At 41.7% G+C, this 23,847-nt stretch carries 24 protein-coding genes and 1 tRNA gene; 16 read left to right on the forward strand and 9 right to left on the reverse strand.

The annotated features are described in order from the left end of the window. Nucleotides 1-46: 46 nt before the first annotated feature. Entirely contained in the window at nt 47-1,006 is a 960-nt protein-coding gene (locus HBL79_RS03060; protein ID WP_035685719.1) for an AEC family transporter, read from the forward strand. Nucleotides 1,007-1,059: 53 nt separating this feature from the next. Here the strand turns inward: HBL79_RS03060 and accA are convergent, their stop codons facing one another. From accA to ribA, 4 genes are all read right to left on the reverse strand, one after another. Continuing rightward, nucleotides 1,060-2,013, reverse strand: a complete 954-nt coding sequence (accA, locus tag HBL79_RS03065; protein WP_035685716.1) for an acetyl-CoA carboxylase carboxyl transferase subunit alpha — start codon at nt 2,011-2,013, stop codon at nt 1,060-1,062. A gap of 289 nt (nt 2,014-2,302) precedes the next feature. Next, entirely contained in the window at nt 2,303-2,530 is a 228-nt protein-coding gene (locus HBL79_RS03070) for a hypothetical protein (RefSeq protein ID WP_035685713.1), read from the reverse strand. Nucleotides 2,531-2,594: 64 nt separating this feature from the next. Further along, nucleotides 2,595-2,750 (reverse strand): hypothetical protein, encoded by a 156-nt coding sequence (locus tag HBL79_RS03075; RefSeq protein ID WP_156127771.1) that lies wholly within the window; start codon nt 2,748-2,750, stop codon nt 2,595-2,597. A gap of 145 nt (nt 2,751-2,895) precedes the next feature. Further along, nucleotides 2,896-3,552: a GTP cyclohydrolase II gene (ribA, locus tag HBL79_RS03080; protein ID WP_035685711.1), complete on the reverse strand. Its 657-nt coding sequence runs from the start codon at nt 3,550-3,552 to the stop codon at nt 2,896-2,898. Between the two features lie 70 nt (nt 3,553-3,622). On the opposite strand from ribA, the gene HBL79_RS03085 reads away from it, so the two are divergent. From HBL79_RS03085 to truB, 14 genes are all read left to right on the forward strand, one after another. Beyond that, nucleotides 3,623-4,351, forward strand: coding sequence for a phosphatase PAP2 family protein (locus HBL79_RS03085; RefSeq protein WP_035685708.1), 729 nt, complete (start codon nt 3,623-3,625; stop codon nt 4,349-4,351). Between the two features lie 68 nt (nt 4,352-4,419). Next, complete coding sequence (gene nagK / locus HBL79_RS03090; RefSeq protein WP_035685706.1) at nt 4,420-5,334, forward strand: N-acetylglucosamine kinase; 915 nt, start codon at nt 4,420-4,422, stop codon at nt 5,332-5,334. A 375-nt stretch (nt 5,335-5,709) separates the two neighbouring features. After that, entirely contained in the window at nt 5,710-6,480 is a 771-nt protein-coding gene (locus HBL79_RS03095; RefSeq protein WP_035685703.1) for a tetratricopeptide repeat protein, read from the forward strand. Nucleotides 6,481-6,523: 43 nt separating this feature from the next. Further along, a complete protein-coding gene (locus HBL79_RS03100) occupies nt 6,524-7,636 on the forward strand; it encodes an SEL1-like repeat protein (RefSeq protein WP_082082231.1) in 1,113 nt (370 codons plus the stop codon). Nucleotides 7,637-7,945: 309 nt separating this feature from the next. After that, on the forward strand, nt 7,946-9,388 hold the full coding sequence (locus HBL79_RS03105) for an alanine/glycine:cation symporter family protein (protein ID WP_035685701.1): 1,443 nt from the start codon (nt 7,946-7,948) through the stop codon (nt 9,386-9,388). Between the two features lie 21 nt (nt 9,389-9,409). Then, on the forward strand, nt 9,410-10,141 hold the full coding sequence (locus HBL79_RS03110) for a BUD32 family EKC/KEOPS complex subunit (protein WP_035685699.1): 732 nt from the start codon (nt 9,410-9,412) through the stop codon (nt 10,139-10,141). A 117-nt stretch (nt 10,142-10,258) separates the two neighbouring features. After that, nucleotides 10,259-10,335 (forward strand) — tRNA-Met (locus HBL79_RS03115). 122 nt (nt 10,336-10,457) lie between these two features. Then, a complete protein-coding gene (gene rimP / locus HBL79_RS03120; protein ID WP_035685696.1) occupies nt 10,458-10,913 on the forward strand; it encodes a ribosome maturation factor RimP in 456 nt (151 codons plus the stop codon). A 23-nt stretch (nt 10,914-10,936) separates the two neighbouring features. Further along, entirely contained in the window at nt 10,937-12,436 is a 1,500-nt protein-coding gene (gene nusA / locus HBL79_RS03125; protein WP_035685694.1) for a transcription termination factor NusA, read from the forward strand. 16 nt (nt 12,437-12,452) lie between these two features. Then, the gene (gene infB, locus HBL79_RS03130) at nt 12,453-14,972 is read left to right on the forward strand and encodes a translation initiation factor IF-2 (protein ID WP_035685692.1); all 2,520 of its coding nucleotides are present in this window, start codon (nt 12,453-12,455) and stop codon (nt 14,970-14,972) included. Between the two features lie 109 nt (nt 14,973-15,081). Then, the gene (locus HBL79_RS03135) at nt 15,082-15,486 is read left to right on the forward strand and encodes a DUF3302 domain-containing protein (RefSeq protein WP_367646199.1); all 405 of its coding nucleotides are present in this window, start codon (nt 15,082-15,084) and stop codon (nt 15,484-15,486) included. Between the two features lie 2 nt (nt 15,487-15,488). After that, a complete protein-coding gene (locus tag HBL79_RS03140) occupies nt 15,489-16,622 on the forward strand; it encodes an HlyD family secretion protein (protein ID WP_035685689.1) in 1,134 nt (377 codons plus the stop codon). 24 nt (nt 16,623-16,646) lie between these two features. Further along, nucleotides 16,647-17,042 (forward strand): 30S ribosome-binding factor RbfA, encoded by a 396-nt coding sequence (rbfA, locus tag HBL79_RS03145; protein ID WP_035685687.1) that lies wholly within the window; start codon nt 16,647-16,649, stop codon nt 17,040-17,042. Beyond that, nucleotides 17,035-17,955, forward strand: a complete 921-nt coding sequence (gene truB, locus HBL79_RS03150; RefSeq protein ID WP_035685684.1) for a tRNA pseudouridine(55) synthase TruB — start codon at nt 17,035-17,037, stop codon at nt 17,953-17,955. Before rbfA ends, truB begins: the two co-directional genes overlap by 8 nt. Before the next feature lie 45 nt (nt 17,956-18,000). Here truB and acnB read toward each other — a convergent pair whose 3' ends face one another. The 5 genes from acnB to HBL79_RS03175 form a co-directional block, all read right to left on the reverse strand. Next, nucleotides 18,001-20,607, reverse strand: a complete 2,607-nt coding sequence (acnB, locus tag HBL79_RS03155; protein ID WP_035685682.1) for a bifunctional aconitate hydratase 2/2-methylisocitrate dehydratase — start codon at nt 20,605-20,607, stop codon at nt 18,001-18,003. A gap of 114 nt (nt 20,608-20,721) precedes the next feature. Continuing rightward, nucleotides 20,722-21,018, reverse strand: a complete 297-nt coding sequence (locus HBL79_RS03160; protein WP_035685679.1) for a YciI family protein — start codon at nt 21,016-21,018, stop codon at nt 20,722-20,724. 13 nt (nt 21,019-21,031) lie between these two features. Then, the gene (gene yciA / locus HBL79_RS03165) at nt 21,032-21,490 is read right to left on the reverse strand and encodes an acyl-CoA thioester hydrolase YciA (protein ID WP_035685677.1); all 459 of its coding nucleotides are present in this window, start codon (nt 21,488-21,490) and stop codon (nt 21,032-21,034) included. A 9-nt stretch (nt 21,491-21,499) separates the two neighbouring features. Continuing rightward, nucleotides 21,500-22,045 (reverse strand): septation protein A, encoded by a 546-nt coding sequence (locus HBL79_RS03170; RefSeq protein ID WP_035685674.1) that lies wholly within the window; start codon nt 22,043-22,045, stop codon nt 21,500-21,502. Beyond that, a complete protein-coding gene (locus tag HBL79_RS03175) occupies nt 22,045-22,800 on the reverse strand; it encodes a hypothetical protein (RefSeq protein ID WP_035685672.1) in 756 nt (251 codons plus the stop codon). Before HBL79_RS03175 ends, HBL79_RS03170 begins: the two co-directional genes overlap by 1 nt. A gap of 316 nt (nt 22,801-23,116) precedes the next feature. On the opposite strand from HBL79_RS03175, the gene HBL79_RS03180 reads away from it, so the two are divergent. Further along, nucleotides 23,117-23,773 (forward strand): OmpW/AlkL family protein, encoded by a 657-nt coding sequence (locus HBL79_RS03180; protein ID WP_035685670.1) that lies wholly within the window; start codon nt 23,117-23,119, stop codon nt 23,771-23,773. Nucleotides 23,774-23,847 lie beyond the last annotated feature (74 nt).

Consider the following 23,847-nt stretch of genomic DNA (forward strand, 5'->3'; position numbering starts at 1 on the left):
GGTGAAAAATATAGTTATTTTTCACCGCACTTTTTAGGAGTGCAAAATGCAGAATGATTTCTGGGGATCAATATTATTTTCCATTAGTGTAACGTTACCCACTTTATTTTTGTTAATTCTTGGAATATTTTTGCGAAAACGTAACGTTATTGATGATAGGTTTAGTCAGCAGGCTACGGGAATCGTGTTCAAAATTACCTTACCTGCGTTATTATTTTTGAATGTTTTTCAGAACCCGATTAAGCATTTAAATGAGCAGTTAATGATGATCTGGGTATGTGTATTCGGCACGTTATTACTTTTCCTTCTAGCTGAAATTTTTGCAGAAAAATTTGTGGCAGATAAAAGAGAGCGTGGTACTTTTGTACAAGGCGTGTATCGTGGAAATTGTAGTATTTTAGGTCTTGCTTTTTGCCTGAATGCCTATGGTGAGGCAGCATTAGTTCCCGCGACCATTTATGCGGCGACCACAGCAATAGCATATAATATACTCGGAGTAATTACTTTGAGCAGATCCTTATCTAATGGCAAAGTAAATGTTCAACAAATGATCATAAATGTTGTGAAAAATCCATTGATTATTAGCATATTGTTGGGCTTTATAGCCAGTTATTTAAAATTCACCATACCTAAATTTATTTTAACCACAACACAGTATTTAGCGAGTATGACCTTACCTTTAGCCTTAATTTGTGCAGGGGTAAATATTGAACTTAAAGCGTTATATCGAATTTCGGGTATTTCTTTATGGGCAAGTGTTGGGAGATTGATTATTGCTCCAATCTTTATGGTATGGTTAGGAAAATTATGCGGATTTAGTGGAGTGAATCTAGGTGTTATATTTTTAATGAATGCGACACCAATGGCAGCGGCTGCTTATGCAATGGTGAGAGGAATGGGGGGAAATGCAAACACAGCAGCCAATATTATTGGTATCACTAGCTTTGCCTCAATGTTTATTTCAGCGATAGGTTTGGTGATTTTACATCAAATTGGTTGGGTATAATGGTAAAAGTTGAAATAAAGAAAAGTGCGGTGATAAAACCGCACTTTTTTGTATTAGCAATATCCGTAACTCATTAAGTGTTGATAACGGCGTTCGAGTAGGGTATCTGGATCAAGAATTTCTAAATCAGCCAAATCAGCCAGTAAACGCTGTTTTAGATTTTGTGCCATTTGTTCATAATCACGATGTGCACCGCCTAATGGCTCTGGTATGATGCTATCGATAAGTTTTAGCTCTTGTAGGCGTGGTGCAGTGAGTCCCATCACTTCGGCAGCAGTGGAGGCTTTGTCGGCACTTTTCCATAAAATGGAAGCACAGCCTTCAGGGGAAATCACGGAATAAGTACTGTATTGCAACATATTCACTTTATCGCCCACGCCAATGGCTAATGCACCGCCTGAGCCACCTTCACCAATCACCGTACAAATAATTGGCACTTTAAGCATCGACATTTCACGCAAATTGCGAGCGATGGCTTCGGATTGACCACGTTCTTCTGCACCGACCCCAGGGTATGCCCCTGGTGTGTCAATAAAGGTGATGATCGGGAGTTTAAAACGCTCCGCCATTTCCATTAAACGCAAGGCTTTGCGATAACCTTCGGGTGCAGGCATACCGAAGTTGCGTTTAACTTTGTCTTTTACGCTGCGTCCTTTTTGGTGTCCAATTACCATAACGGGTTTACCGTCTAAACGGGCTAAACCACCCACAATGGCTTTATCGTCTGCAAAGGCACGATCGCCCGCTAGCTCTTCAAATTCGGTGAAGATTTGTTCGATATAATCTAAGGTATAAGGGCGATTTGGGTGGCGTGCCATACGCGAAACTTGCCACGCATCTAAATTGGCAAAGGTTTTTTTGGTTAATTCTTCGCTTTTTTTCTGTAAGCGAGCGATTTCATCATCAAGATTGATTTCGCTGTCTTGCCCCGCAACCGCACGCAAGGATTCAATTTTCGCTTCTAATTCGGCGATCGGGAGTTCAAAATCTAAATATTCTTGGCTCATTCATTCTTCCTAGTTTTATTTCGGCAAAATTTGCCACGCACTTTAACAATATTTTATTCAGGGTGCAAATGTGCCGTCTATTTTATGTATTTTTCAGCAAAAAAGTAGTGTTTTTTGTGTTTAGCTGGTTTGATGACTTGTAAAATTTTTTAATTAAGGAAAATTCCCCTTAATTAAAAAGCCCGCTATTGCGAGCTTTGGCTTATTTGGTTTTAAGTTGATTATTCATTTTAATTGCAAAGGTAAGGCTTGCAATGGCAAGAATAATTAATCCGACGGTTAATCCCATTTAGTCCTCCTTGTTTTCTGTGAGTTTACGACAAATTCTTGCACTCCATATTGTACTGTATGCACTAATGGCGAGTGCAATGAGGTTAATGACTTTTTGCAAAAAGGGATCGTTGTTATAAAGTATCACAGGTACGGCTAAAATAGCAACTTTTGCTATGTCATCACACATTTTCGCCCACGCTTCTAATGTCCCTTTTTCATAAGGTTTTTTGAAAATATTGAACATTTTTTAGTTTCTATGGTGAATAATTAAGATTTCAGAATCAATTTCTGGCTGTGTTTCGTTAGTTCTAATCTACCCACTCATTTTTCACTTCCACTTTATAATTAAGTAGGGATTTAGCCATTGCTTCAGCACTTTCTTTCGTTACAAAAACTAGTCCAGATTTTGGTAAACTGGTGTGTCGAATATTTTCAAATGTGCTTTCTAAAAACTGAATTTGCATTATGTTTAAAACGGTATCGACTTAAAAATGAGAATAGACTAACGAGACGATATTATGTTGTGAATTGGCGTATGTAAAATTTGCGATAGTGATCGCAAAAATGGCTCAGAATACTGAGCCATTTACTTCATAGCCTAAAGTGCGGTCATTTTTTTTGTGGAATTTCTTCCTGACAATGTGGGCAAGTCATCAAGTGTTTTTGATTGTTATGCACGATGAAATGCCCCATTTTTTTTGCTTTGGTGTCTAAATATTCCGTATTGTAACGGTTTTCGCCTACGTTTAACGGAACGCGTTCCACCACGTTGATCCCAGCTTTTTTCATTGTATCAATTTTGTTAGGGTTGTTGGTGAGCAGGCGAACTTGCTTTACACCGAGTAGATCAAAAATATCCGCACAAACTTCAAAATTACGCTCATCTGCGGCAAAGCCCAAAGCAAGGTTAGCTTCAATGGTATCCATTCCTTGATCTTGTAAGGAATAAGCTCGGATCTTGTTAATTAAGCCAATGCCACGCCCCTCTTCGCGGTGATAAATCAGCACGCCACGGCCTTCTTCGCTAATTTGACGTAGTGCGGTGGCAAGCTGAAAACCGCAATCGCATTTCAGGCTATGCAACGCATCGCCCGTTAAACATTCGGAGTGAATGCGGGCTAAAACAGGTTCATCAGGGTTTGAAATATCGCCCATTACTAAGGCAACGTGTTCTTTTTTAGTGTCGGGAAACTCAAAGCCCACAATGCGAAAAATCCCAAATTCGGTCGGTAAATTGGCTTCGGTAACGCGTTGAATTTTTGTCATCGCTAAATCCTTCATTCTTTTTTTATTGAATAATGCTAAACTATGCACTCAAATTTATGGAGTGATTAAAATGTTAAAACGCCTTTCATTATATACCTTATTGCTTTGCCTTGTGCCTTTTTTTATGTGGCTAATAAATTGGCATTGGCAAGGGGATGAACATAACACAGCTTTTGATACGTTTCTTTATTTTTTAACAGAAACAGGAAGCCAGCCTTATGCCATTATCACTTGTTGCGTGTTTGCTGTTGCGTATTTTTTCTGTATTGCGGATAAAAAACAAGCCCTTGCGGTGATTGCAGTGATGGCGATTTCTGTTGGGGTAACCCAAGGGGTGAAATCGGTGCTCAAAACGGTGTTTGCAGAACCTCGTCCTTTTATTGTGCAATTGGCGGAAAAATCAAGTATCAGCCCTGAATATTTTTACGATCAACCTCGCAAAGTGCGTGAACAAATCGTCTTAGATTATTATGCAGATAAACAAATTGATATGTATTTAGTACATCACCGTAGCAAAGAAACAGGCTATTCTTTCCCCTCTGGACACAGCATTTTCGCTGCCACTTGGTTAATGCTCGCCGTAGGCTTTGGGCAGTTGCTTGGACGTAACAATAAAGGAATGCGATGGCTCACCGCAGGCATCACCCTGTGGGCAGTGTTAATGCTGATTAGCCGTTTGCGTTTAGGAATGCACTATCCTGTTGATGTACTGGTTTCGGTGTTGATCGCGTGGCTTTTCCATTGCGTGCTGTTCGTCTTGCTACCTCGTTGGCGTATTTTTCAGCCGAAAAATCAGTAAACGGCAGTGATTCGCATAAAATATAAAGTGCGGTAGGATTTTGAGAAAGTTTTTATCTGGAGGAGAAAATGTTATACGGTTTCGACATTGGCGGCACGAAAATTGAGCTGGCTGTTTTCGATGAAAAATTAGAAAAGCACTATTCCGAACGGGTGGATACACCAAAAGAAAGCTACGAACAATGGCTTGATACCATTGTGAATTTGGTGAAAAAAGCCGATGAAAAATTTGGTTCGCAAGGCTCGGTGGGCTTAGGCTTGCCGGGGTTTGTGAATCAGGATACGGGCTTGGCAGAAATAACCAACATTCGCGTAGCAGACAACAAACCCATTTTACAAGATTTAAGCCAGCGTTTAGAACGTGAAGTGCGGGCGGAAAATGACGCAAATTGCTTCGCGTTATCTGAGGCGTGGGCGGAGGAAAATCAGCAATATTCTAGCGTGCTAGGGCTCATTCTTGGCACAGGCTTTGGCGGCGGGTTAGTGATTGACGGCAAAATCTATTCAGGGCAAATTGGAATGGCAGGCGAGCTAGGGCATATGCAGCTCAACTACCACGCATTAAAATTGCTCGGCTGGGATAACGCCCCGATTTACCAATGTGGCTGTGGCAATTCCGCCTGTTTAGACACCTATCTTTCAGGGCGAGGCTTTGAAATGCTTTACCACGATCTCAAAGGGGAAAGCCTATCTGCCAAAGAAATTATTCAACGTTTTTACGCCCAAGAGCAAAGTGCGGTGGATTTTGTGGCAATGTTTGTGGAACTCGCTGCTATTTCCATCGGCAACATCATCACCGCCCTTGATCCCCATCTCATCGTGCTAGGCGGCGGCTTGTCGAACTTTGATTATCTCTACCAAGCCTTACCCAAAGCCCTCCCCAACCACTTAATGCGAAGTGCCAAAGTGCCAGCAATTAAAAAAGCCAAATACGGCGATTCAGGCGGCGTGCGTGGGGCAGCGGCGTTGTTTCTTTCTCGTTAAAGATAACCCCTCACTTTTTCAGCAAATTTAACTGAACGGGGCAAAACCTCGCTCGGTTTTTTTCGTTTTCTTATCAGCTTATAAAACAGGCATTTTCTCTTAAAAGTGCGGTGGTTTTTTAAGCCATTTTTCATCATCTCCCTCTCTTACAATTAGGCTGAATATTCAACAATTTCAAGGGAGTATACTCCCTGTTGTTCTCTCTTTACAGAGAGAACAAAACCCTTTGCTGAAAGGAAAAAATCTTGTTACTTCGATTGAAATATGTACAACAGAGAGAAGGGAATATTCTCACTGCTTTTTTCTTTGTGAAAACCTTTCTCTTTGCCTTGTCGTTTCAATCATTGGTTTAAATCACTTTATAAGGAAAACACAATGAAATTCACAAAAACGTTATTAACCACCGCTCTTTTTTCATTTTCTGTATTAAGTGCCTCGCCAATGGCATATGCGGTTTCAGATCCAAAAACACAGTTCCAACAAGGCTTTGAGGCAGCTGAACGTGGTGATTTTACTACCGCATTTCAATTATGGAAACCTTTAGCCGAGCAGGGAGATGCTCAAGCTCAATACAATTTGGGGGTAATGTATGAAAATGGACGAGGAGTTCGGAAAGATTATTTTCAAGCGTTTAAATGGTATCAAAAAGCGGCAGAGCAAGGAGTAATGCCAGCTCAATTAAATTTAGGATTAATATATAAAAAAGGGAAAGGAGAGATAAAACAGGATTACTTCCAAGCACTTAAATGGTTTCAACGTGCGGCAGATCAGGGGAATGCACAAGCGCAGTTAAATTTGGGATTTATGTACCACTATGGTCGAGGAGTAAAACAAAATGATTTTCAAGCGTTTAAATGGATTCAAAAAGCGGCAGAACAAGGATATTCAGTAGCTCAATTTTCTTTGGGAAATATATATTATGATGGACAAGGAGTGCAACAGAACTATACTCAAGCATTTGAATGGTATCAAAAAGCTGCTGAACAAAGATATGCCCCTGCCCAAGCAATGTTGGCTGTAATATATGGTGCTGGACAAGGAGTGAAACAAGATTTGGAGGTTGCCAGAATGTGGGCAAGTAAAGCTTGTTCTAATGGTTTTCAGAAAGGATGCAATGTGTATCGTGAACTAAATAAAATAGATTAATATTTTGTATTGAATTTAATATAGTTTTAAGGGAAAAAATACAATGAAATTCACAAAAACATTATTAACCACCGCTCTTTTTTCATTTTCTGTATTTAGTATCTCGCAAATGGGGTATGCGAAAACCAATGATGCTGAGCTTGTTCAGCAAGCTATTTTATCGGGTGGAGAACAATTACTGCGAGTAGTGGAGGCTATTAAAAAGAACGAATTTGATACGGCTATTTCTTTGGCTCAACCATTAGCAGAGCAAGGGAATGTGATGGCACAGAGTGCTTTGGCTCTAGCATACGAAAGTAGAGAAGAATATTTCCAAGCGTTTAAATGGTATCAAAAAGCAGCAGAGCAGGGATATGCAAGGGCTCAATTTTATTTGGCGTTGATGTATGACAACGGACAAGGGGTAAAGCAAGATTATTTCCAAGCGTTCAAATGGTATCAAAAGGCGGCAGAGCAGGGACACATAAAAGCTCAATATAATTTGGGGCAGATGTATCGCACTGGACAAGGGGTAAAGCAAGATTATTTCCAAGCGTTCAAATGGTATCAAAAGGCGGCAGAGCAGGGACACATAAAAGCTCAATATAATTTGGGGCAGATGTATCGCACTGGACAAGGGGTAAAACAAGATGATTTCCAAGCGTTCAAATGGTATCAAAAGGCGGCAGAGCAGGGACACATAAAAGCTCAATATGATTTGGGGCAGATGTATCGCACTGGGCAAGGGGTAAAACAAGATTATTTCCAAGCGTTTAAATGGTATCAAAAAGCAGCAGAGCAGGGAGATGCACAGGCTCAATATAATTTGGGGGTGATGTATGACAACGGACATGGGGTAAAACAAGATTATTTCCAAGCGTTTAAATGGTATCAAAAAGTAGCAGAGCAGGGAGATGCACAGGCTCAATATAATTTGGGGGTGATGTATCATAAAGGAGAAGGGGTAAAACAAGATGATTTCCAAGCTGTGAAATGGAATCAAAAAGCGGCAGAGCAGGGATATGCAGATGCTCAACTTAATTTGGGGATAATGTATGCCTTAGGGGAAGGCGTTAAACAAGATTTAAATCTTGCCAAAATGTGGGCGGGCAAAGCTTGTGAGAATGGAGAACAAAAAGGGTGTAATGTGTATCATATGTTAAATGAGGGAAAATAAATGCGAGCAAAATTAGCCTTATCTGCGAAGCGGGATTAGATATGGGGTGTGACATGCAAATGGAGCTAGAAGAAAAATAAGCGTTAATAATGAGATATAAAGCAAGGTGGTGACCTTGCTTTTTTCTTTCCACGCTACTTCATTTTTGTGATGTGATTAAATATGATCTAACAAAGTGCGGTGTTTTCTAGAGGCGTTTTTATCATTTTGTTATTTTTTAAATTTTTATCCTCTTTTTTATCCTAATTGTTCTCTCTTTATATAAAATCTATTAGAATGCGTACTTTCTAAGATATAAGGAGAGAAGTGATGTTTGATCAACTTATTAGTAACGTGGAAGCTGGGCTAACCTGGTTTGTAGAACATTTTGACGGGCCGTTATGGGATATTACGGTGATTACATTGCTCGGTGTGGGGATTTTCTTTACGCTGACTACAGGGCTTGTGCAGCTACGTTTGTTTCCGCAAAGTTTGCGTGAAATGTGGTTTGGACGCTCTTCTGACGGGCAATCTTTAACGCCATTCCAAGCCTTTGCAACAGGGCTGGCGAGCCGTGTTGGGGTGGGGAATATTGGCGGTGTAGCGACGGCGATCGCCATTGGTGGCGAAGGTGCAGTGTTCTGGATGTGGGTAACGGCATTGATTGGAATGTCGAGTGCTTTTGCAGAATCTTCCCTCGCTCAGCTTTTCAAACTGAAAGATAAAGACGGTTTAAGTCGCGGCGGCCCAGCTTATTATATTGTACAGGGGCTACGCTCTCGCAGCTTGGCGGCGTGCTTTGCCATTGCGTTAATTTTTACTTTTGGTTTTGCCTTTAATGCAGTGCAATCTAATGCGATTGTAGAAGCCACAGGCAATGCGTGGAAATGGACACCAAGCTATGTAGGAATTGGCTTAGTGATTTTAACAGCCTCAATTATTTTTGGTGGGGTGAAGCGGATCGGTAAAGTATCAGCACGTGTTGTCCCAGTAATGGCATTGTTTTATTTAATTATGGCTGTGATCATTATGGGAATGAATATTGAAATGATCCCAACCGTAATTAGCAATATTATCCATAGTGCTTTCTCTTTTGATGCGATGGCTGGCGGAATGTTCGGCACGATTTTCTCGAAAGCAATGCTAATGGGGATTAAACGTGGGTTATTCTCGAATGAAGCGGGTATGGGTTCCGCCCCGAATGCGGCGGCTTCTGCCGATGTGAAACATCCCGTCAGTCAAGGGCTTATTCAAATGCTCGGCGTGTTTGTGGATACTATCGTGGTGTGTTCTTGTACGGCGATCATCATTTTATTATCGGATAATTACGGTGGCGAATCGCTCAAAAGCATTTCTTTAACGCAAAATGCCTTGCAATATCACGTTGGGGAATTTGGCTTGCATTTCCTTGCGTTCATTTTATTACTGTTCGCTTTTTCTTCTATTATTGGGAACTATGCCTATGCTGAAAGCAATATCCGCTTCCTGAAAAATCGCCCGTTGGTGGTGCTAATTTTCCGCTTAATCGTGCTATTTTTCGTTTATTTCGGTGCGGTCAATTCTGGCAATGTGGTTTGGAACTTTGCGGATACGGTGATGGCGATAATGGCATTAATCAATTTGGTGTCTATCGTGTTGCTTTCGCCAATCGTTTGGACATTGCTGAAAGATTATCAGCGTCAAATTAAAGCGGGCGTGAAAGAGCCTGAATTTAAAATTGAGCAATATCCAGAATTGATTAAACGTGGTGTAAATCCTGATGTTTGGCGTTAATTTTGTGGTTGAGGCAGGGTAATGACAGATTTCGTAGAAGCGGATTTTGTGCAATATGTGCAAGATCTTTTGCAACAGCATAAAGGTCAGCGTATCCGGTGTTTTGATTATGCAAATCAGCACTACTGGCTGAAACAACCTGAACAAGTCAAAGGCGTGTGGCGATTTTTAAAGCCACAGCCTAAGCGGGCTTTCGCTAATGAATTAGCCGCATTGCAAGATTTAATGGCACAAAATGCTCCCGTGCCAAAGGTTGTGCTAGCGGGGGAAGATTTTTTTGTGTTGCAAGATGCGGGGAAAACCTTGAGCCAATGGGCAGAAGAGGAAAGCGTAACCGCACAGCAAAAATTGGCGATTTTGGCTGATGGGGCAAAAGCCTTGGCAGATTTACATCGGCAGAATTTAGTCCACGGTCGCCCCGCCTTACGCGATATGACGTGGGAGCAAGGGCGTGTGCGTTTTATTGATTTTGAAGCCCGTTCAAAAACGACCAATTTAATGTGTAAAAAAGTGCGTGATAGCCTCGTTTTTATTCACAGCCTTGGGCGTTCTGATGTGATCGATCAAGAAGAAATGTATTTTGTGGTGGATAAATATCAGCAATATTGTGATCCAGAAGTATGGCAGCATACCTTGTCGTTTATCCAAAAAAATCGCTGGTTGTATTATTTGCTGTTGCCGTTTAAGCCTGTGGCAAGAATGGATTTGATCGCTATTTATCGCTTGTTTGATGTAATGTTGGCGAAAGCCTAAAGGAAAAGTGCGGTGCTTTTTGAGGGGGATTTTTTCGCGTTGTTCCTTTTCATATTCTTTTAGAGAAAAGCCTTGCTATTTTTCTTTTTATCCGTATAATACGCCACATATTTCGGACGCGGGGTGGAGCAGCTTGGTAGCTCGTCGGGCTCATAACCCGAAGGTCGTTGGTTCAAATCCAGCCCCCGCAACCAATTCATAGAAAGTTCAGTAAAAAGAACCCCAATTTTGGGGTTTTTTTGTACGAGCAATTTAGATGTAGAACTGGGCTGATTAGCCCTTTTTTTACGTCTTGATTTTGTATTAGGAGGTTGTTTTGGCAACGTTAGAAGAAAAATTACGCGATTTACTGCAAGATTCAGTGGAAGATCTCGGCTGTGAGCTGTGGGGGATCGAATGTCAAAGAATGGGGCGTTTTTTAACTGTGCGTCTTTATATTGACAAAGAAGGTGGCGTGAGCGTTGATGATTGTGCAGACGTGAGCCGTCAAGTGAGTGCCATTTTAGACGTGGAAGACCCGATCGCCGATAAATATAACCTTGAAGTGTCATCGCCGGGGTTAGATCGCCCATTATTTACCTTAAACCAATATGCACGTTTTATTGGGCAAGAGATCCTCGTGCATCTCAGAATGCCAGTGTTGGATCGCCGTAAATGGCAGGGCGTTTTAGAGAAAATTGATAATGATATGCTGACGTTGATTGTTGAAGGTCAGCCACAAGTGTTAGTGTTTGGCAATATCCAAAAAGCCAACGTTGTTCCTAAATTTTAAGATGAAACAGGAAGAAAAAACGAATGAGTAAAGAAATTTTATTGGCTGCTGAAGCAGTTTCAAATGAAAAATTATTACCGCGTGAGAAAATTTTTGAAGCCTTAGAAAGTGCCATTGCCCTTTCTACCAAGAAAAAATATGAGCAAGAGATCGATGTTCGCGTTGTGATTGATCCAAAAACGGGCGAGTTTGATACTTTCCGCCGCTGGTTAGTGGTGGAAGACGTAACCAATCCAACCAAAGAAATTACTTTAGAAGCGGCACAATTTGAAGATCCAGCGATTCAACTTGGTGATTATGTTGAAGATCAAATTGAATCTGTAGCTTTTGATCGCATCACAATGCAAACCGCACGCCAAGTTATCAGCAGCAAAATTCGCGAAGCAGAGCGTAATAAAGTGGTTGAGCAGTTCCGTGCTAATGAAGGTGAAATTGTTACGGGTACAGTGAAAAAAGTAAACCGTGATAACATCATTTTAGAGTTGAAACAAGAAGGGCAATCAGCGGAAGCGGTGATTTTGCGTGAAGATATGTTACCGCGTGAGAATTTCCGACCAGGCGATCGCGTGCGTGGCGTGCTATATAAAGTGAGCCCTGAAAGCAAAGGTGCTCAGCTTTTCGTTACCCGTGCTAAACCTGAAATGTTAATTGAACTGTTCCGCCTTGAAGTGCCTGAAATTGGTGAAGAGCTGATCGAAATTAAAGGTGCGGCTCGTGATCCAGGGGCGAGAGCAAAAATTGCGGTGAAAAGCAATGATAAACGCATTGACCCTGTGGGGGCTTGTGTGGGAATGCGTGGTTCACGTGTGCAAGCCATCACCAATGAACTTGGTGGGGAGCGTGTGGATATTGTGTTATGGGACGATAATCCAGCTCAGTTTGTGATTAACGCAATGGCACCAGCGGACGTAACTTCGATTGTGGTTGATGAGGATAATCATTCAATGGATATTGCTGTTGAAGAAGAAAACTTACCACAAGCCATTGGACGCAATGGGCAAAATGTGCGTTTAGCCATTCAATTAACAGGGTGGACACTAAATGTGATGACAACTGCCGCGTTAAATGAGAAGCACCAAGCCGAAGATAATAAAGTGCTGAAATTATTTATGGAGGCGTTGGAGATCGATGAAGAGTTCGCCCATATTCTGATTGAAGAAGGCTTCTCTAATTTAGAAGAATTGGCTTATGTGCCAGTGAACGAACTCACCGCGATTGACGGTTTGGAAGATGAAGATCTGGTTGAAGAATTGCAAACCCGAGCGAAAAATGTAATGACCGCAATGGCATTGGCGGAAGAAGAAGCATTAAAACAAGCCAAAATTGAAGATAGATTGTTAGAACTCGAGGGTATGAATCGTCATATCGCAGTGAAATTGGCTGAAAAACAAATTACCACATTAGAAGATCTTGCTGAACAAAGTGTCGATGATTTAACGGATATTGAAGAAATCGATGCCGATCAAGCCGCAGCGTTAATTATGGCGGCACGTGAAATTTGTTGGTTCAGTGAAGAAGCATAAGTAGAGGTGTAAAATTATGGTAGATGAAGTAAAAAAATCGGATACACCGAAAAAATTAAGTCTACAGCGTCGTACAAAAACGACGGTGAGTGCAACAACTAGTAGCGGAAAAAGTAAAGCTGTTCAAGTGGAAGTGCGTAAAAAACGCACTGTTCCAACGGAAGCGGCAAAGCGTGCTGAAGAAGAGGCTCGCTTAAAAGCTCAGCAAGAGGCGGAACGCAAAGAAGCTGAGAAGAAAGAAGCAGAAAGAAAAGCGGCGGAAGAAAAAGCTGCCGCAGAAAAGGCAGCAGCGGAAAAAGCAAAAGCTACTGAAAATGCAAAAAAAGAGCAAAAAGTAGCAACGAAAGCAGAAGACAAAGAAAAAGAACGTCTGAAAGCGGAAGAAGCGGAATTACGCCGTAAAGCTGATGAACTTGCTCGTCAAAAAGCGGAAGAGCAAGCTCGCAAAGCAGCAGAAGAAGCAAAACGTTATGCAGATTTGGCTGACGCAGAGGAAAGCAGCGAAAATACGGCTGATGATTATACTGATGAACATTTAACCTCAAGCTATGCCCGTGAAGCGGAAGACGAAGAAATCCGCCGTAATGAAAATCGTGGACGAGGTAAAAATAAAGTTGCCAAAGCGAAAAAAGGCGGACGTGAAGAAGAAAGCAGCAAAAACGATCGTGAAGCTAACCGCAAAAATGGCAAAGATTTTAAAGCGGGTAAAGGTGCGAAAGGTAAACAAGGTAAAAAAGGTAGCAGCCTACAACAAGGCTTCACCAAACCAGCCGCACCAGTAAACCGTGATGTGGTGATTGGAGAAACCATTACGGTGGCAGAGCTTGCCAATAAAATGGCAGTGAAAGCTACTGAAATCATCAAAACAATGATGAAAATGGGCGAAATGGTCACCATCAACCAAGTGATCGACCAAGAAACCGCACAGCTTGTCGCCGAAGAAATGGGACATAAAGTAATCCTGCGTAAAGAAAACGAGCTTGAAGAATCCGTATTAGGCGATCGCGATGTCAATGCGGAGAAAGTTACCCGTGCACCAGTAGTTACCATTATGGGACACGTTGACCACGGTAAAACCTCTTTACTTGACTACATTCGTAAAGCCAAAGTGGCAGCGGGCGAAGCGGGGGGAATTACCCAGCACATTGGTGCATACCACGTTGAAACTGATGACGGCAAAATGATCACTTTCTTAGATACCCCAGGACACGCGGCATTTACCTCAATGCGTGCGCGTGGAGCGAAAGCAACAGACATCGTAGTGCTTGTTGTTGCCGCTGATGACGGTGTGATGCCACAAACTATCGAAGCGATCCAACACGCAAAAGCAGCAGGCGTGCCAATTGTGGTGGCAGTGAACAAAATTGATAAACCTGAAGCCAACCCAGATCGCGTAGAGCAAGAATTATTGCAACACGAAGTGATCGCCGAGAAGTTCGGGGGCGATACGCAGTTCGTTTACGTTTCAGCGAAAAAAGGAACGGGCGTTGATGAATTGCTTGATGCAATTTTATTGCAATCTGAAGTATTAGAACTCAGTGCGGTGAAAGACGGAATGGCAACGGGCGTGGTGATCGAATCTTACCTCGATAAAGGTCGTGGGCCAGTTGCTACCATTTTGGTTCAATCAGGCACATTACGCCGAGGCGACATTGTACTTTGTGGCTTTGAATATGGTCGTGTGCGTGCAATGCGTGATGAAAACGGTAAAGAAATTTCAGAAGCAGGCCCATCAATTCCTGTGGAAGTGCTAGGCTTATCGGGCGTGCCGTCAGCGGGTGATGAAGCCACGGTGGTGCGTGATGAGAAAAAAGCCCGTGAAGTGGCATTGTATCGTCAAGGTAAATTCCGCGAAGTGAAACTCGCTCGTCAGCAAAAAGCGAAACTGGAAAATATGTTTAGCAATATGGCTGAGGGTGATGTGGCAGAATTGAACGTGATTGTAAAAGCCGATGTTCAAGGCTCGGTTGAAGCGATCGTTCAAGCTCTCCAAGAGCTTTCAACACCAGAAGTGAAAGTGAACGTGGTTGGCTCAGGTGTGGGCGGAATCACCGAAACTGATGCCACTCTTGCGGCGGCTTCAAACGCGATTATTGTCGGCTTTAACGTTCGTGCCGATGCGTCAGCACGCCGTATTATTGAAAACGAAAACATTGATTTACGTTATTATTCAATTATTTATGAACTACTTAACGAAATCAAAGCGGCAATGAGCGGAATGTTACAACCTGAATTTAAACAAGAAATTATCGGGCTTGCTGAAGTGCGTGATGTCTTCCGCCATCCGAAATTTGGAGCAATCGCAGGTTGTATGGTAACCGAAGGGGTCGTGAAACGTAATAACCCAATCCGTGTATTACGCGACAACGTGGTAATCTTTGAAGGCGAATTGGAATCGCTCCGCCGCTTTAAAGATGATGTAGCCGAAGTGCGTAGTGGTATGGAATGTGGTATTGGTGTGAAAAACTACAACGATGTCAAAGTTGGCGACCAAATCGAAGTCTTTGAAGTGGTTGAAATTAAACGTTCAATTTAATTTCTTCACAACTTTATTGACGGCAGTGATTGCTAGCTGAGTATGGAAGCTGTTCTTTGTTTAGACAAAGAGCAGCTTTCTTGTGAGTTTAACCAGTGGAGTAGAAATAATGTTGGACTATATTGCCTTATTTTTTCTCATTTTTGCTTGTATCGCCATTTTTTATGGAATTATTGTCATTCACGATATTCCCTATGAAATCGCGAAAAAACGCAATCACCCTCATTTAGAAGCCTTGCATTATGCTGGGTGGGTCAGTTTATTTACACTTCATATTATTTGGCCCTTCCTTTGGATCTGGGCAACGCTATGGGACGAAGAAAAAGGCTGGGGGAATGGCAATCATCAAAAAGATGCCAAAATCCAAGAAACCTTTAATAACGAAGTGTATAAACAACTGACTGATTTAGAGGTTAAAAATGCCCAATTAGAGCAGGACGTAATGCAGTTGCGTAACGAACTAGAAAAAATGGCTTCAGCTTCTTCAACATTGAAATTTGAGGAGAACGCTTAATTATGGAACTTTTGATTCTAGTTATTTATGCCTCTCTGTGTGTAGGGATTTTTAAATTATTTAAAATTCCCCTCAATAAATGGAGCGTTCCAACTGCGGTGCTTGGCGGCGTTATCCTTTTATTATCAATGTTATTGGTGATGAATTATAACCACCCGCATACCAAATTAGCGACGCAATATTATATTTCTACGCCTATCATACCTAACGTTGGCGGCAAGGTGATTGAAGTGAACCCTGTAAACGCAAACCAACTTGTTAAGAAAGGGGAAGTACTATTTAAAATCGATCCTACCCCTTACCAAGCTATGGTGGATCAACGTAGTGCGGAGTTGGCATTAGCGGTTCAAACTGTGAGTAATTTAGCGGCGGAAAAACAGGCAGCACAAGCAACCGTTGAAGCCTTAAAAGCCACAATGGAACAAAAAAAGCGAGAGTTTGAACGCTATCAACAGTTAATCAAATCCAAAGCAGCAAGCCAGTCAGAACTGGATCTGAAACGTAAAGAATATTACACCGCCAAGGCGGATTATTCGGTTTCTTTAGCAAATTTAACAAAGGTTGAAAATGCCTTTGCGACAAAATATGAAAATGAGAACGCGAATATCGCAAAAGCTCAAGCTGCACTGAAACAAGCACAATTTAACCTTGATTCTACCGTCGTTGTTGCACCAACGGACGGCTTTATTGCTCAAAACCTCTTAAAAGTTGGAATGACCGCAACAACGTTGCCCATTCGTCCCGTAATGACCTTTACGCATCATCAAGATCGAATGTATGTGGCTGCATTTAGACAAAATTCACTGTTGCGATTATCCGTTGGTGACGAGGCTGAAATTGTTTTCCCAGCTATTCCGGGGAAAACTTTTCAAGCTGAAGTTGTTTCTGTTTTGCCTGCCATTGGGGAACACGAGCTTCAAGCAAATGGCACGTTATATACGGAATCTTTTATCAAAGAAGAAGCCAAAGCTCTCGTTTTACTTAAAATGAAAAGCGATATGTCCGCCTATTCCCTCCCTTATGGCGTGAGTGCTGAAGTTGCCGTTTATACGGAACACGCACATCATTTAGCAATGATGCGAAAAATTTTATTGAGAATGAATAGTTGGAAAAACTATTTATACCTCGATCATTAACCACTTAATTAAGAGAAAAATGTTATGGCAAGAGAATTTAAACGTAGCGACCGTGTCGCACAAGAATTACAAAAAGAAATCGCGGTGATTTTACAACGTGAAGTGAAAGATCCTCGCATTGGAATGGTAACCGTATCTGATGTGGAAGTTTCCCGCGATCTCGCTTATGCGAAAGTTTTCGTTACCTTTTTGTTCGATCAAGATGAAAGCATTATCGAAAGCGGAATGCAAGGGCTAGAAAAGGCATCGACTTATATCCGCTCGCTTTTGGCAAAAGCAATGCGTTTGCGTATCGTGCCGGAGTTACGCTTTATTTACGATCAATCCTTAGTAGAAGGAATGAGAATGTCTAACTTGGTGAGCGAAGTGATTCGTGATGATGAAAAACGCCACCAACCAGCACAAGAAAACAATGAGTAATCGAAAAAAGAAAGGTCGCGACATTCACGGCATCTTCTTATTGGACAAACCACAAGGGGCGAGTTCCAATCAAATTATGCAACAGGTGAAGCGACTATTTCAGGCGAATAAAGCAGGGCATACAGGGGCGTTAGATCCGCTCGCAACGGGAATGTTGCCCATCTGTTTAGGCGAAGCGACCAAGTTTTCGCAATATTTATTGGATTCCGATAAGCGTTACTTGGTTACCGCAAAACTGGGTGAACGCACGGACACCTCTGATGCAGACGGGCAAGTGGTGGAAACAAGAGAAGTGCGGTCAAAAATAGAAGAGATTTTGACCGCACTTGAACAATTCCGTGGCGACATAATGCAAGTGCCGACAATGTTTTCCGCCTTAAAACATCAGGGCAAACCCTTGTATGAATACGCACGAGCAGGCATTACCGTTGAGCGAGAAGCCCGCCCGATCACCATTTTCGAGCTGAAATTTATCGACTACCAAGCCCCTTATTTAACCTTGGAAGTGCATTGTTCGAAAGGCACTTATATTCGCACCTTAGTGGACGATCTAGGCGAAGTGCTAGGCTGTGGCGCACACGTTACAATGCTCCGCCGTCTTGCTGTGGCGGATTATCCAAAAGACGCAATGATGACCATAGAAGCCTTTCAAGCATTAAGCGAACAGCAAGATTTAACCTTGCTCGACCAGCATTTATTGCCAGCGGACAGTGCCGTGAAATCCTTGCCTGCGTTGGCTTTAAGTGCCGAACAAAGCCGAGCTGTTGGGTTTGGACAACGTGTGAAGTTTGATAATCCACAAGGCATTTATGGGCAAGTGCGGTTATATTCTGCTGAGGAACAATTTATTGGTGTGGCAATGATTGATAAAAATAATGTTATTCATCCACAGCGATTAGTTGTATCACAATAACGACCAATGCTAGTGCTGTCAGATAATGACAGCACTTTGATGTGGTTATATCTGTGTTTTAAAAATTAGGTTATCCGCTTTTTGTGTATATTGATTAAGTTGATCAAAATTCATATAGCGATAAGTATCTTCTTTATCTTGTTGCAAATCCGCCACATAGGCTTGATATTCTTCTGGCGTTGGCAGTTTGCCGAGTAGTGCCGCCACGGCAGCCAGTTCAGCAGAAGCCAAATACACGTTTGCGCCTTGTCCTAAGCGGTTCGGGAAGTTACGGGTGGAGGTGGACACCACGGTGGCGTTGTTTGCCACGCGCGCTTGGTTACCCATACAAAGTGAACAGCCTGGGATTTCAATACGTGCTCCACTTTTGCCATAAATGCTGTAATAGCCTTCTTCGGTAAGTAGGCTTGCGTCCATTTTGGTTGGCGGTGCGATCCAAAGGCGAGTAGGAATGACGTCTTTGAATTTGGCTAATAATTTCCCTGCAGCACGGAAATGCCCAATGTTGGTCATACAAGAGCCGATAAACACTTCGTCAATTTTATCCCCTTCCACTTCAGAAAGCAGTCGAGCGTCATCAGGATCATTTGGTGCGCATAAAATCGGTTCTTTGATTTCGTTGAGATCGATTTCAATCACCGCGGCATATTCTGCATCAGGATCAGCGCTGAGCAATTCTGGGTTTTCTAACCATTTTTCCATTGCTTTGATACGGCGTTCAAGGGTGCGCGCATCGCCATAGCCTTCTGCAATCATCCATTTGAGCAACACGATATTGGAATTGAGATATTCAATGATCGGTTCTTTATCTAATTTGATGGTACAAGCCGCCGCGGAGCGTTCAGCAGAAGCATCGGAAAGCTCAAAGGCTTGTTCCACTTTAAGGTGTTCTAGCCCTTCAATTTCTAAAATGCGGCCTGAGAAAATATTTTTCTTGCCTTGTTTTTCTACGGTGAGTAAGCCTTGTTGGATCGCATAATAAGGAATAGCGTGTACTAAATCACGCAAAGTGATCCCCGGTTGCATTTCCCCTTTGAAGCGTACTAGCACGCTTTCAGGCATATCCAACGGCATTACGCCAGTGGCAGCGGCGAACGCCACCAAACCTGACCCCGCAGGGAAAGAGATACCAATCGGGAAGCGTGTGTGCGAATCGCCGCCCGTGCCTACGGTATCAGGCAATAACATACGGTTAAGCCAAGAGTGGATCACGCCGTCCCCTGGGCGTAGGGAAACACCACCACGGTTCATAATAAAATCTGGCAGGGTATGATGGGTAACAACGTCCACAGGTTTTGGATAGGCAGCCGTATGACAGAAAGATTGCATCACTAAATCTGATGAGAAACCTAAGCAGGCGAGATCTTTTAGCTCATCACGAGTCATTGGGCCAGTGGTATCTTGCGAGCCGACTGAAGTCATTCTTGGTTCGCAATATTGCCCCGGGCGAATGCCCTCTACACCACAAGCGCGGCCGACCATTTTTTGTGCAAGGGTAAAGCCTTTGTGGTTATCCGCCACCGCTTGTGGTTTCGCGAACACATCATTATCAGGTAAGCCAAGGGATTGACGCGCTTTATGGGTTAGCCCACGTCCGATAATTAATGGAATACGTCCGCCTGCGCGTACTTCATCTAATAACACATTGGTTTTTAAGCGAAATTCAGCCAAAACTTCATCGCTATCGTGTTTACAGATTCTGCCTTGGTATGGGTAAATATCAATCACATCGCCCATATTGAGCTTGCTGACATCTACTTCAATTGGCAATGCCCCCGCGTCTTCTAAGGTGTTGAAGAAAATAGGGGCAATTTTTCCGCCTAATACCACGCCGCCGGCACGTTTGTTCGGAATGTAAGGAATATCTTCTCCCATAAACCACAGCACTGAGTTAGTGGCAGATTTGCGTGATGAACCTGTACCGACCACATCGCCCACATAAGCAAGCGGATAGCCTTTTTCTTTGAGTGCATTAATCTGTTGAATTGGCCCAATATTGCCTACATCATCAGGCTGAATGCCTTCTCGTTCATTTTTCAGCATTGCTAAGGCGTGCAAAGGAATATCGGGACGCGACCACGCATCTTGTGCTGGGGAAAGATCATCTGTGTTGGTTTCACCCGAGACTTTAAATACGGTAACGGTGAGCTTTTCATCCAATTTTGAACGTGATAAATACCAGTCTGCATTCGCCCAAGATTCAAGAATTTGTTGTGCGTAAGGATTGCCTTGTTTGGCACGTTGTTCTACATCGTAGAAATTATCGAACATTAAAAGGGTGGAAGAAAGGGCGCTGACGGCATAAGGGGCAAGGGCTTCATTATCAAGGGCTTGGAGTAAGGGTTCTATATTATAACCGCCTTGCATTGTTCCCAAAATTTGCACCGCACTTTCAGGACTAATTAATGGCGAATGCGTCGTGCCATTGACAATAGCAGCAAGAAAGGAGGCTTTGACATAGGCTGCTTCGTCCACCCCTGCTGGCACGCGGGTTTTAAAAAGCTCAAGGAGATAATCGGCTTGCTCGGTAGGGGGATTTTTTAATAATTCGATAAGCTGTGCAGTTTGTTCGGCATCTAATGGTTTTGGTACAACACCCTGTGCCGCACGTTCATCAATATGTTGTTGGTAATTTTGTAGAAAGTTTGACATTGTGTTTCCTCTTATTGCTTTTATTGTTAGGGGTAGCACTTTTCTTGTTTTCACTTTCTTGCGTTAAACAAGAAAAGTGCGGTGTTTTTTGAGAGAATTTTTGTGATTTTTTGCTTAGAAAACTTTCTTAAATGGCTTAATAATCACCTCGCCATAAACGCCTGCTTCCACATAAGGATCTTGGGTTGCCCATTGCTGTGCGGCTTCAAGGCTGTCAAATTCGGCGATTACTGTTGAGCCTGTAAATCCCGCCTCACCAGGGTTTTCATCATCAATGGCAGGATTTGGGCCTGCGGTTAGCAGACGATTTTCTGCTTGTAATTGTTTTAAACGTGCAAGATGTTGTTCACGCACGGCAAGGCGTTGAGCAAGGGTATTAGGTTTATCTTGAGCAAAAATAACGTAATACATAGTTTCTCCTTTCTTAGGCTTCATCAAGTAAAGCAAGGGCTTTTTCTAGTTCAGGGTTATTTTCTCTTGGCACAACACGCGGGCGACCGTTTTTATCTACCGCGACGAAGCTGAATACGGCTTCTGTTACACAATAACGCTCGCCAATGGGTTCGCTGGAAACTTTTTTCGCCCACACTTCAATTTTAATTTGTAATGAGGTTCGACCAACTTTAACACAGCGTCCGTAGCAACATACTACATCGCCCACAGAAATCGGGCGGATAAAAGTCATACTATCCACCGCCACGGTAACCACACGGCCGTGTGCAATCTCTTTGGCTAAAATTGCACCACCCATATCCATTTGCGACATAATCCAACCACCAAAAATATCGCCGTTGGCATTGGTATCAGAAGGCATCGCAAGGGTGCGTAATAACAATGTGCCTTGTGATTGGCGTCCCGTTTTGGTTTCAATAAATGCAGACATAATGTTTTCCTATTGTTCTTTATTCTCTGTTTGTGGAAGATAACGATAAATATAAACGCCTGTTACTATGGTTGCAACAAGGCTGAGTCCAATAATGCCGAAGGTTTTGAAATCCACCCAAAGATCATCAGAAAAATAGTGGCTGATGATGATATTTAGGAGCATACAAAACAGAAAAAAAACAGCCCAGCCCAGATTTAATTTATTCCAAACAGAATCAGGCAGTTGAATTTCTTTACCTAATAGTTGCTGAATGAGCGGTTTCTTAAAAATCACTTGGCTGATGATTAATGCCAAAGCAAACAAGGCATAAACCACCGTCACTTTCCATTTTAAAAATTCTAATTCATTGAAATAAGCTGATAAACCACCAAAAAAAACTACCGCACTTCCCATAATGAGCTGTTGTTTTTCAATTTTGCCGTATTTCAGTTTTAATAGGGTAAGTTGAATTAAGGTTGCGATAATTAAGGCAATCGCCGCTTCGCGGATTCCCACTAATTTATAAACAATAAAAAAAACCAAGAGCGGTATAAATTCTAACAATTGCTTCATTATTCATCCTTTTGCATAAATAAAGTATAAAAACGGTAAGTAAAGAGTAAACTAAATACGCTAATAATGGCACTTATTAATAATGTTATTAATTCAAAAATGAGGTTATCACTTAGCGAACTAATTTGTCTTACAATAAAAGGTAACGCCACATAAATGAATAAACAGTAAATAAACAGAGGCGAAGAACGTTTCACGCCACGGAACCAACAATTTTTTAAGGCTTGAACAATGGTTACAGGGTGAATTAAATATTCCGTTGAAGCAAGGCTTAAACGTACGAAAATAACAAAGCCAAGCACACTTGTGATGAGAGAAAATATTGATGGGGATTGTTTTTGAAGTATTGAAAATAATATTTCTATAAAGCCGATCATTATAGGAATCAATGCAATGAGATTAATCGCAATAATGCCTGCAAAGCGACGCAAAGTGAGTGTGGCACTTTGATTTAGATTGGCTGTTTGTTGTGTGCTAATATGATGAAAAGTCGCGATTCCCCAAAAAGAGATAAATAGACTAATTAATTGTTGTGCAATAGCCAAAACAAAAAATTCATTACTACTGTCGTTTAGCAGTAGTAATTCTTCCCTTGGCATATTTTCCACTGTCATTATCGGCGTAAACGCTGAAATTAAGATGTAAAACAGCATAGAGTTAATAAAAAATAAAACTATAAATTGTTGCGTAGTTCTTGGCTGATTACGCATAAAATTTCGACAATCTTGATAAATTTGAGTGAAATTAATATTCATTCTTTTGTCCTGTTAAAAATAAAGGAGCATTATACAATAACTATCTAGGGATTACCTTGTGCGATTACATATATTCTATATTCATAATGTGCGGTTTATTATTTTTAGAAATATGAAATCTATTTTTTGTGCTAGATCAAATTTTCACTATTTTGAAACAAAAAGAAAAGTGCGGAAATAAATTTTTTTACTTTTTTTTACAAAATTTTAAAAAATTTGAACTGTATCACAAAAAAATAAATGCCTAAGTGATATATTTTCGACGTGCAAAAAGCACAAATTTTGTAAGGGTATTTAATTGTCGAGGTATTTTTTTATGAAAAAAACACTTATAGCATTGGGTTTGGCAAGTATTTTTATTGGGGCATCAGCAAATGCACATCAAGCGGGAGACGTCTTATTAAGATCTGGGGGCGTATTTGTAAGTGCAAATTCTCATTCAACAACAAAAACGTCCACAGAGGTAGGTTTAAAAGTAAGTGATAATGCTCAGCTAGGGCTGACCGCGACCTATATGATTACCGATAATATTGGTGTGGAATTATTAGGTGCAACACCATTTTCACATAAGATTAGAGCAAATGTGCCTTCACTTGAGGCGGGAAAACGAGATTTGGGTGAGGTGGTGAAATTAAAACAGCTTCCACCAAGTTTATATGTGCAATATTATTTCTTAGATAAAGATGCGGGTTCTCGCCCTTATGTTGGTGCGGGGGTAAATTACACTAGATTCTTTGGAGCGAAAGCAACAAATCCTGCAATCACTAATTTACAAGTGAAAAAACATTCGTTTGCTCCTGTAGTGAATTTGGGGATTGATATTAAACTGACAGAAAATCTCTATTTTAATACAGCGATGTGGTACACAAAAATTAAAACTACAGCTAAATTTAAAGCACTAAATGCAGATCATGAAGTAGATGTCAAATTAAACCCATTTGTGTTCTTTATGGGACTAGGGTATAGATTTTAATTCATAAATCATTTAGATAAGAAACACGCCCACTGATATGTTTTCATAGGCGTGTTTCTTATTCGTTTAGGCAA

This window comes from Avibacterium paragallinarum, assembly GCF_011765605.1.
Lineage (GTDB): Bacteria > Pseudomonadota > Gammaproteobacteria > Enterobacterales > Pasteurellaceae > Avibacterium > Avibacterium paragallinarum.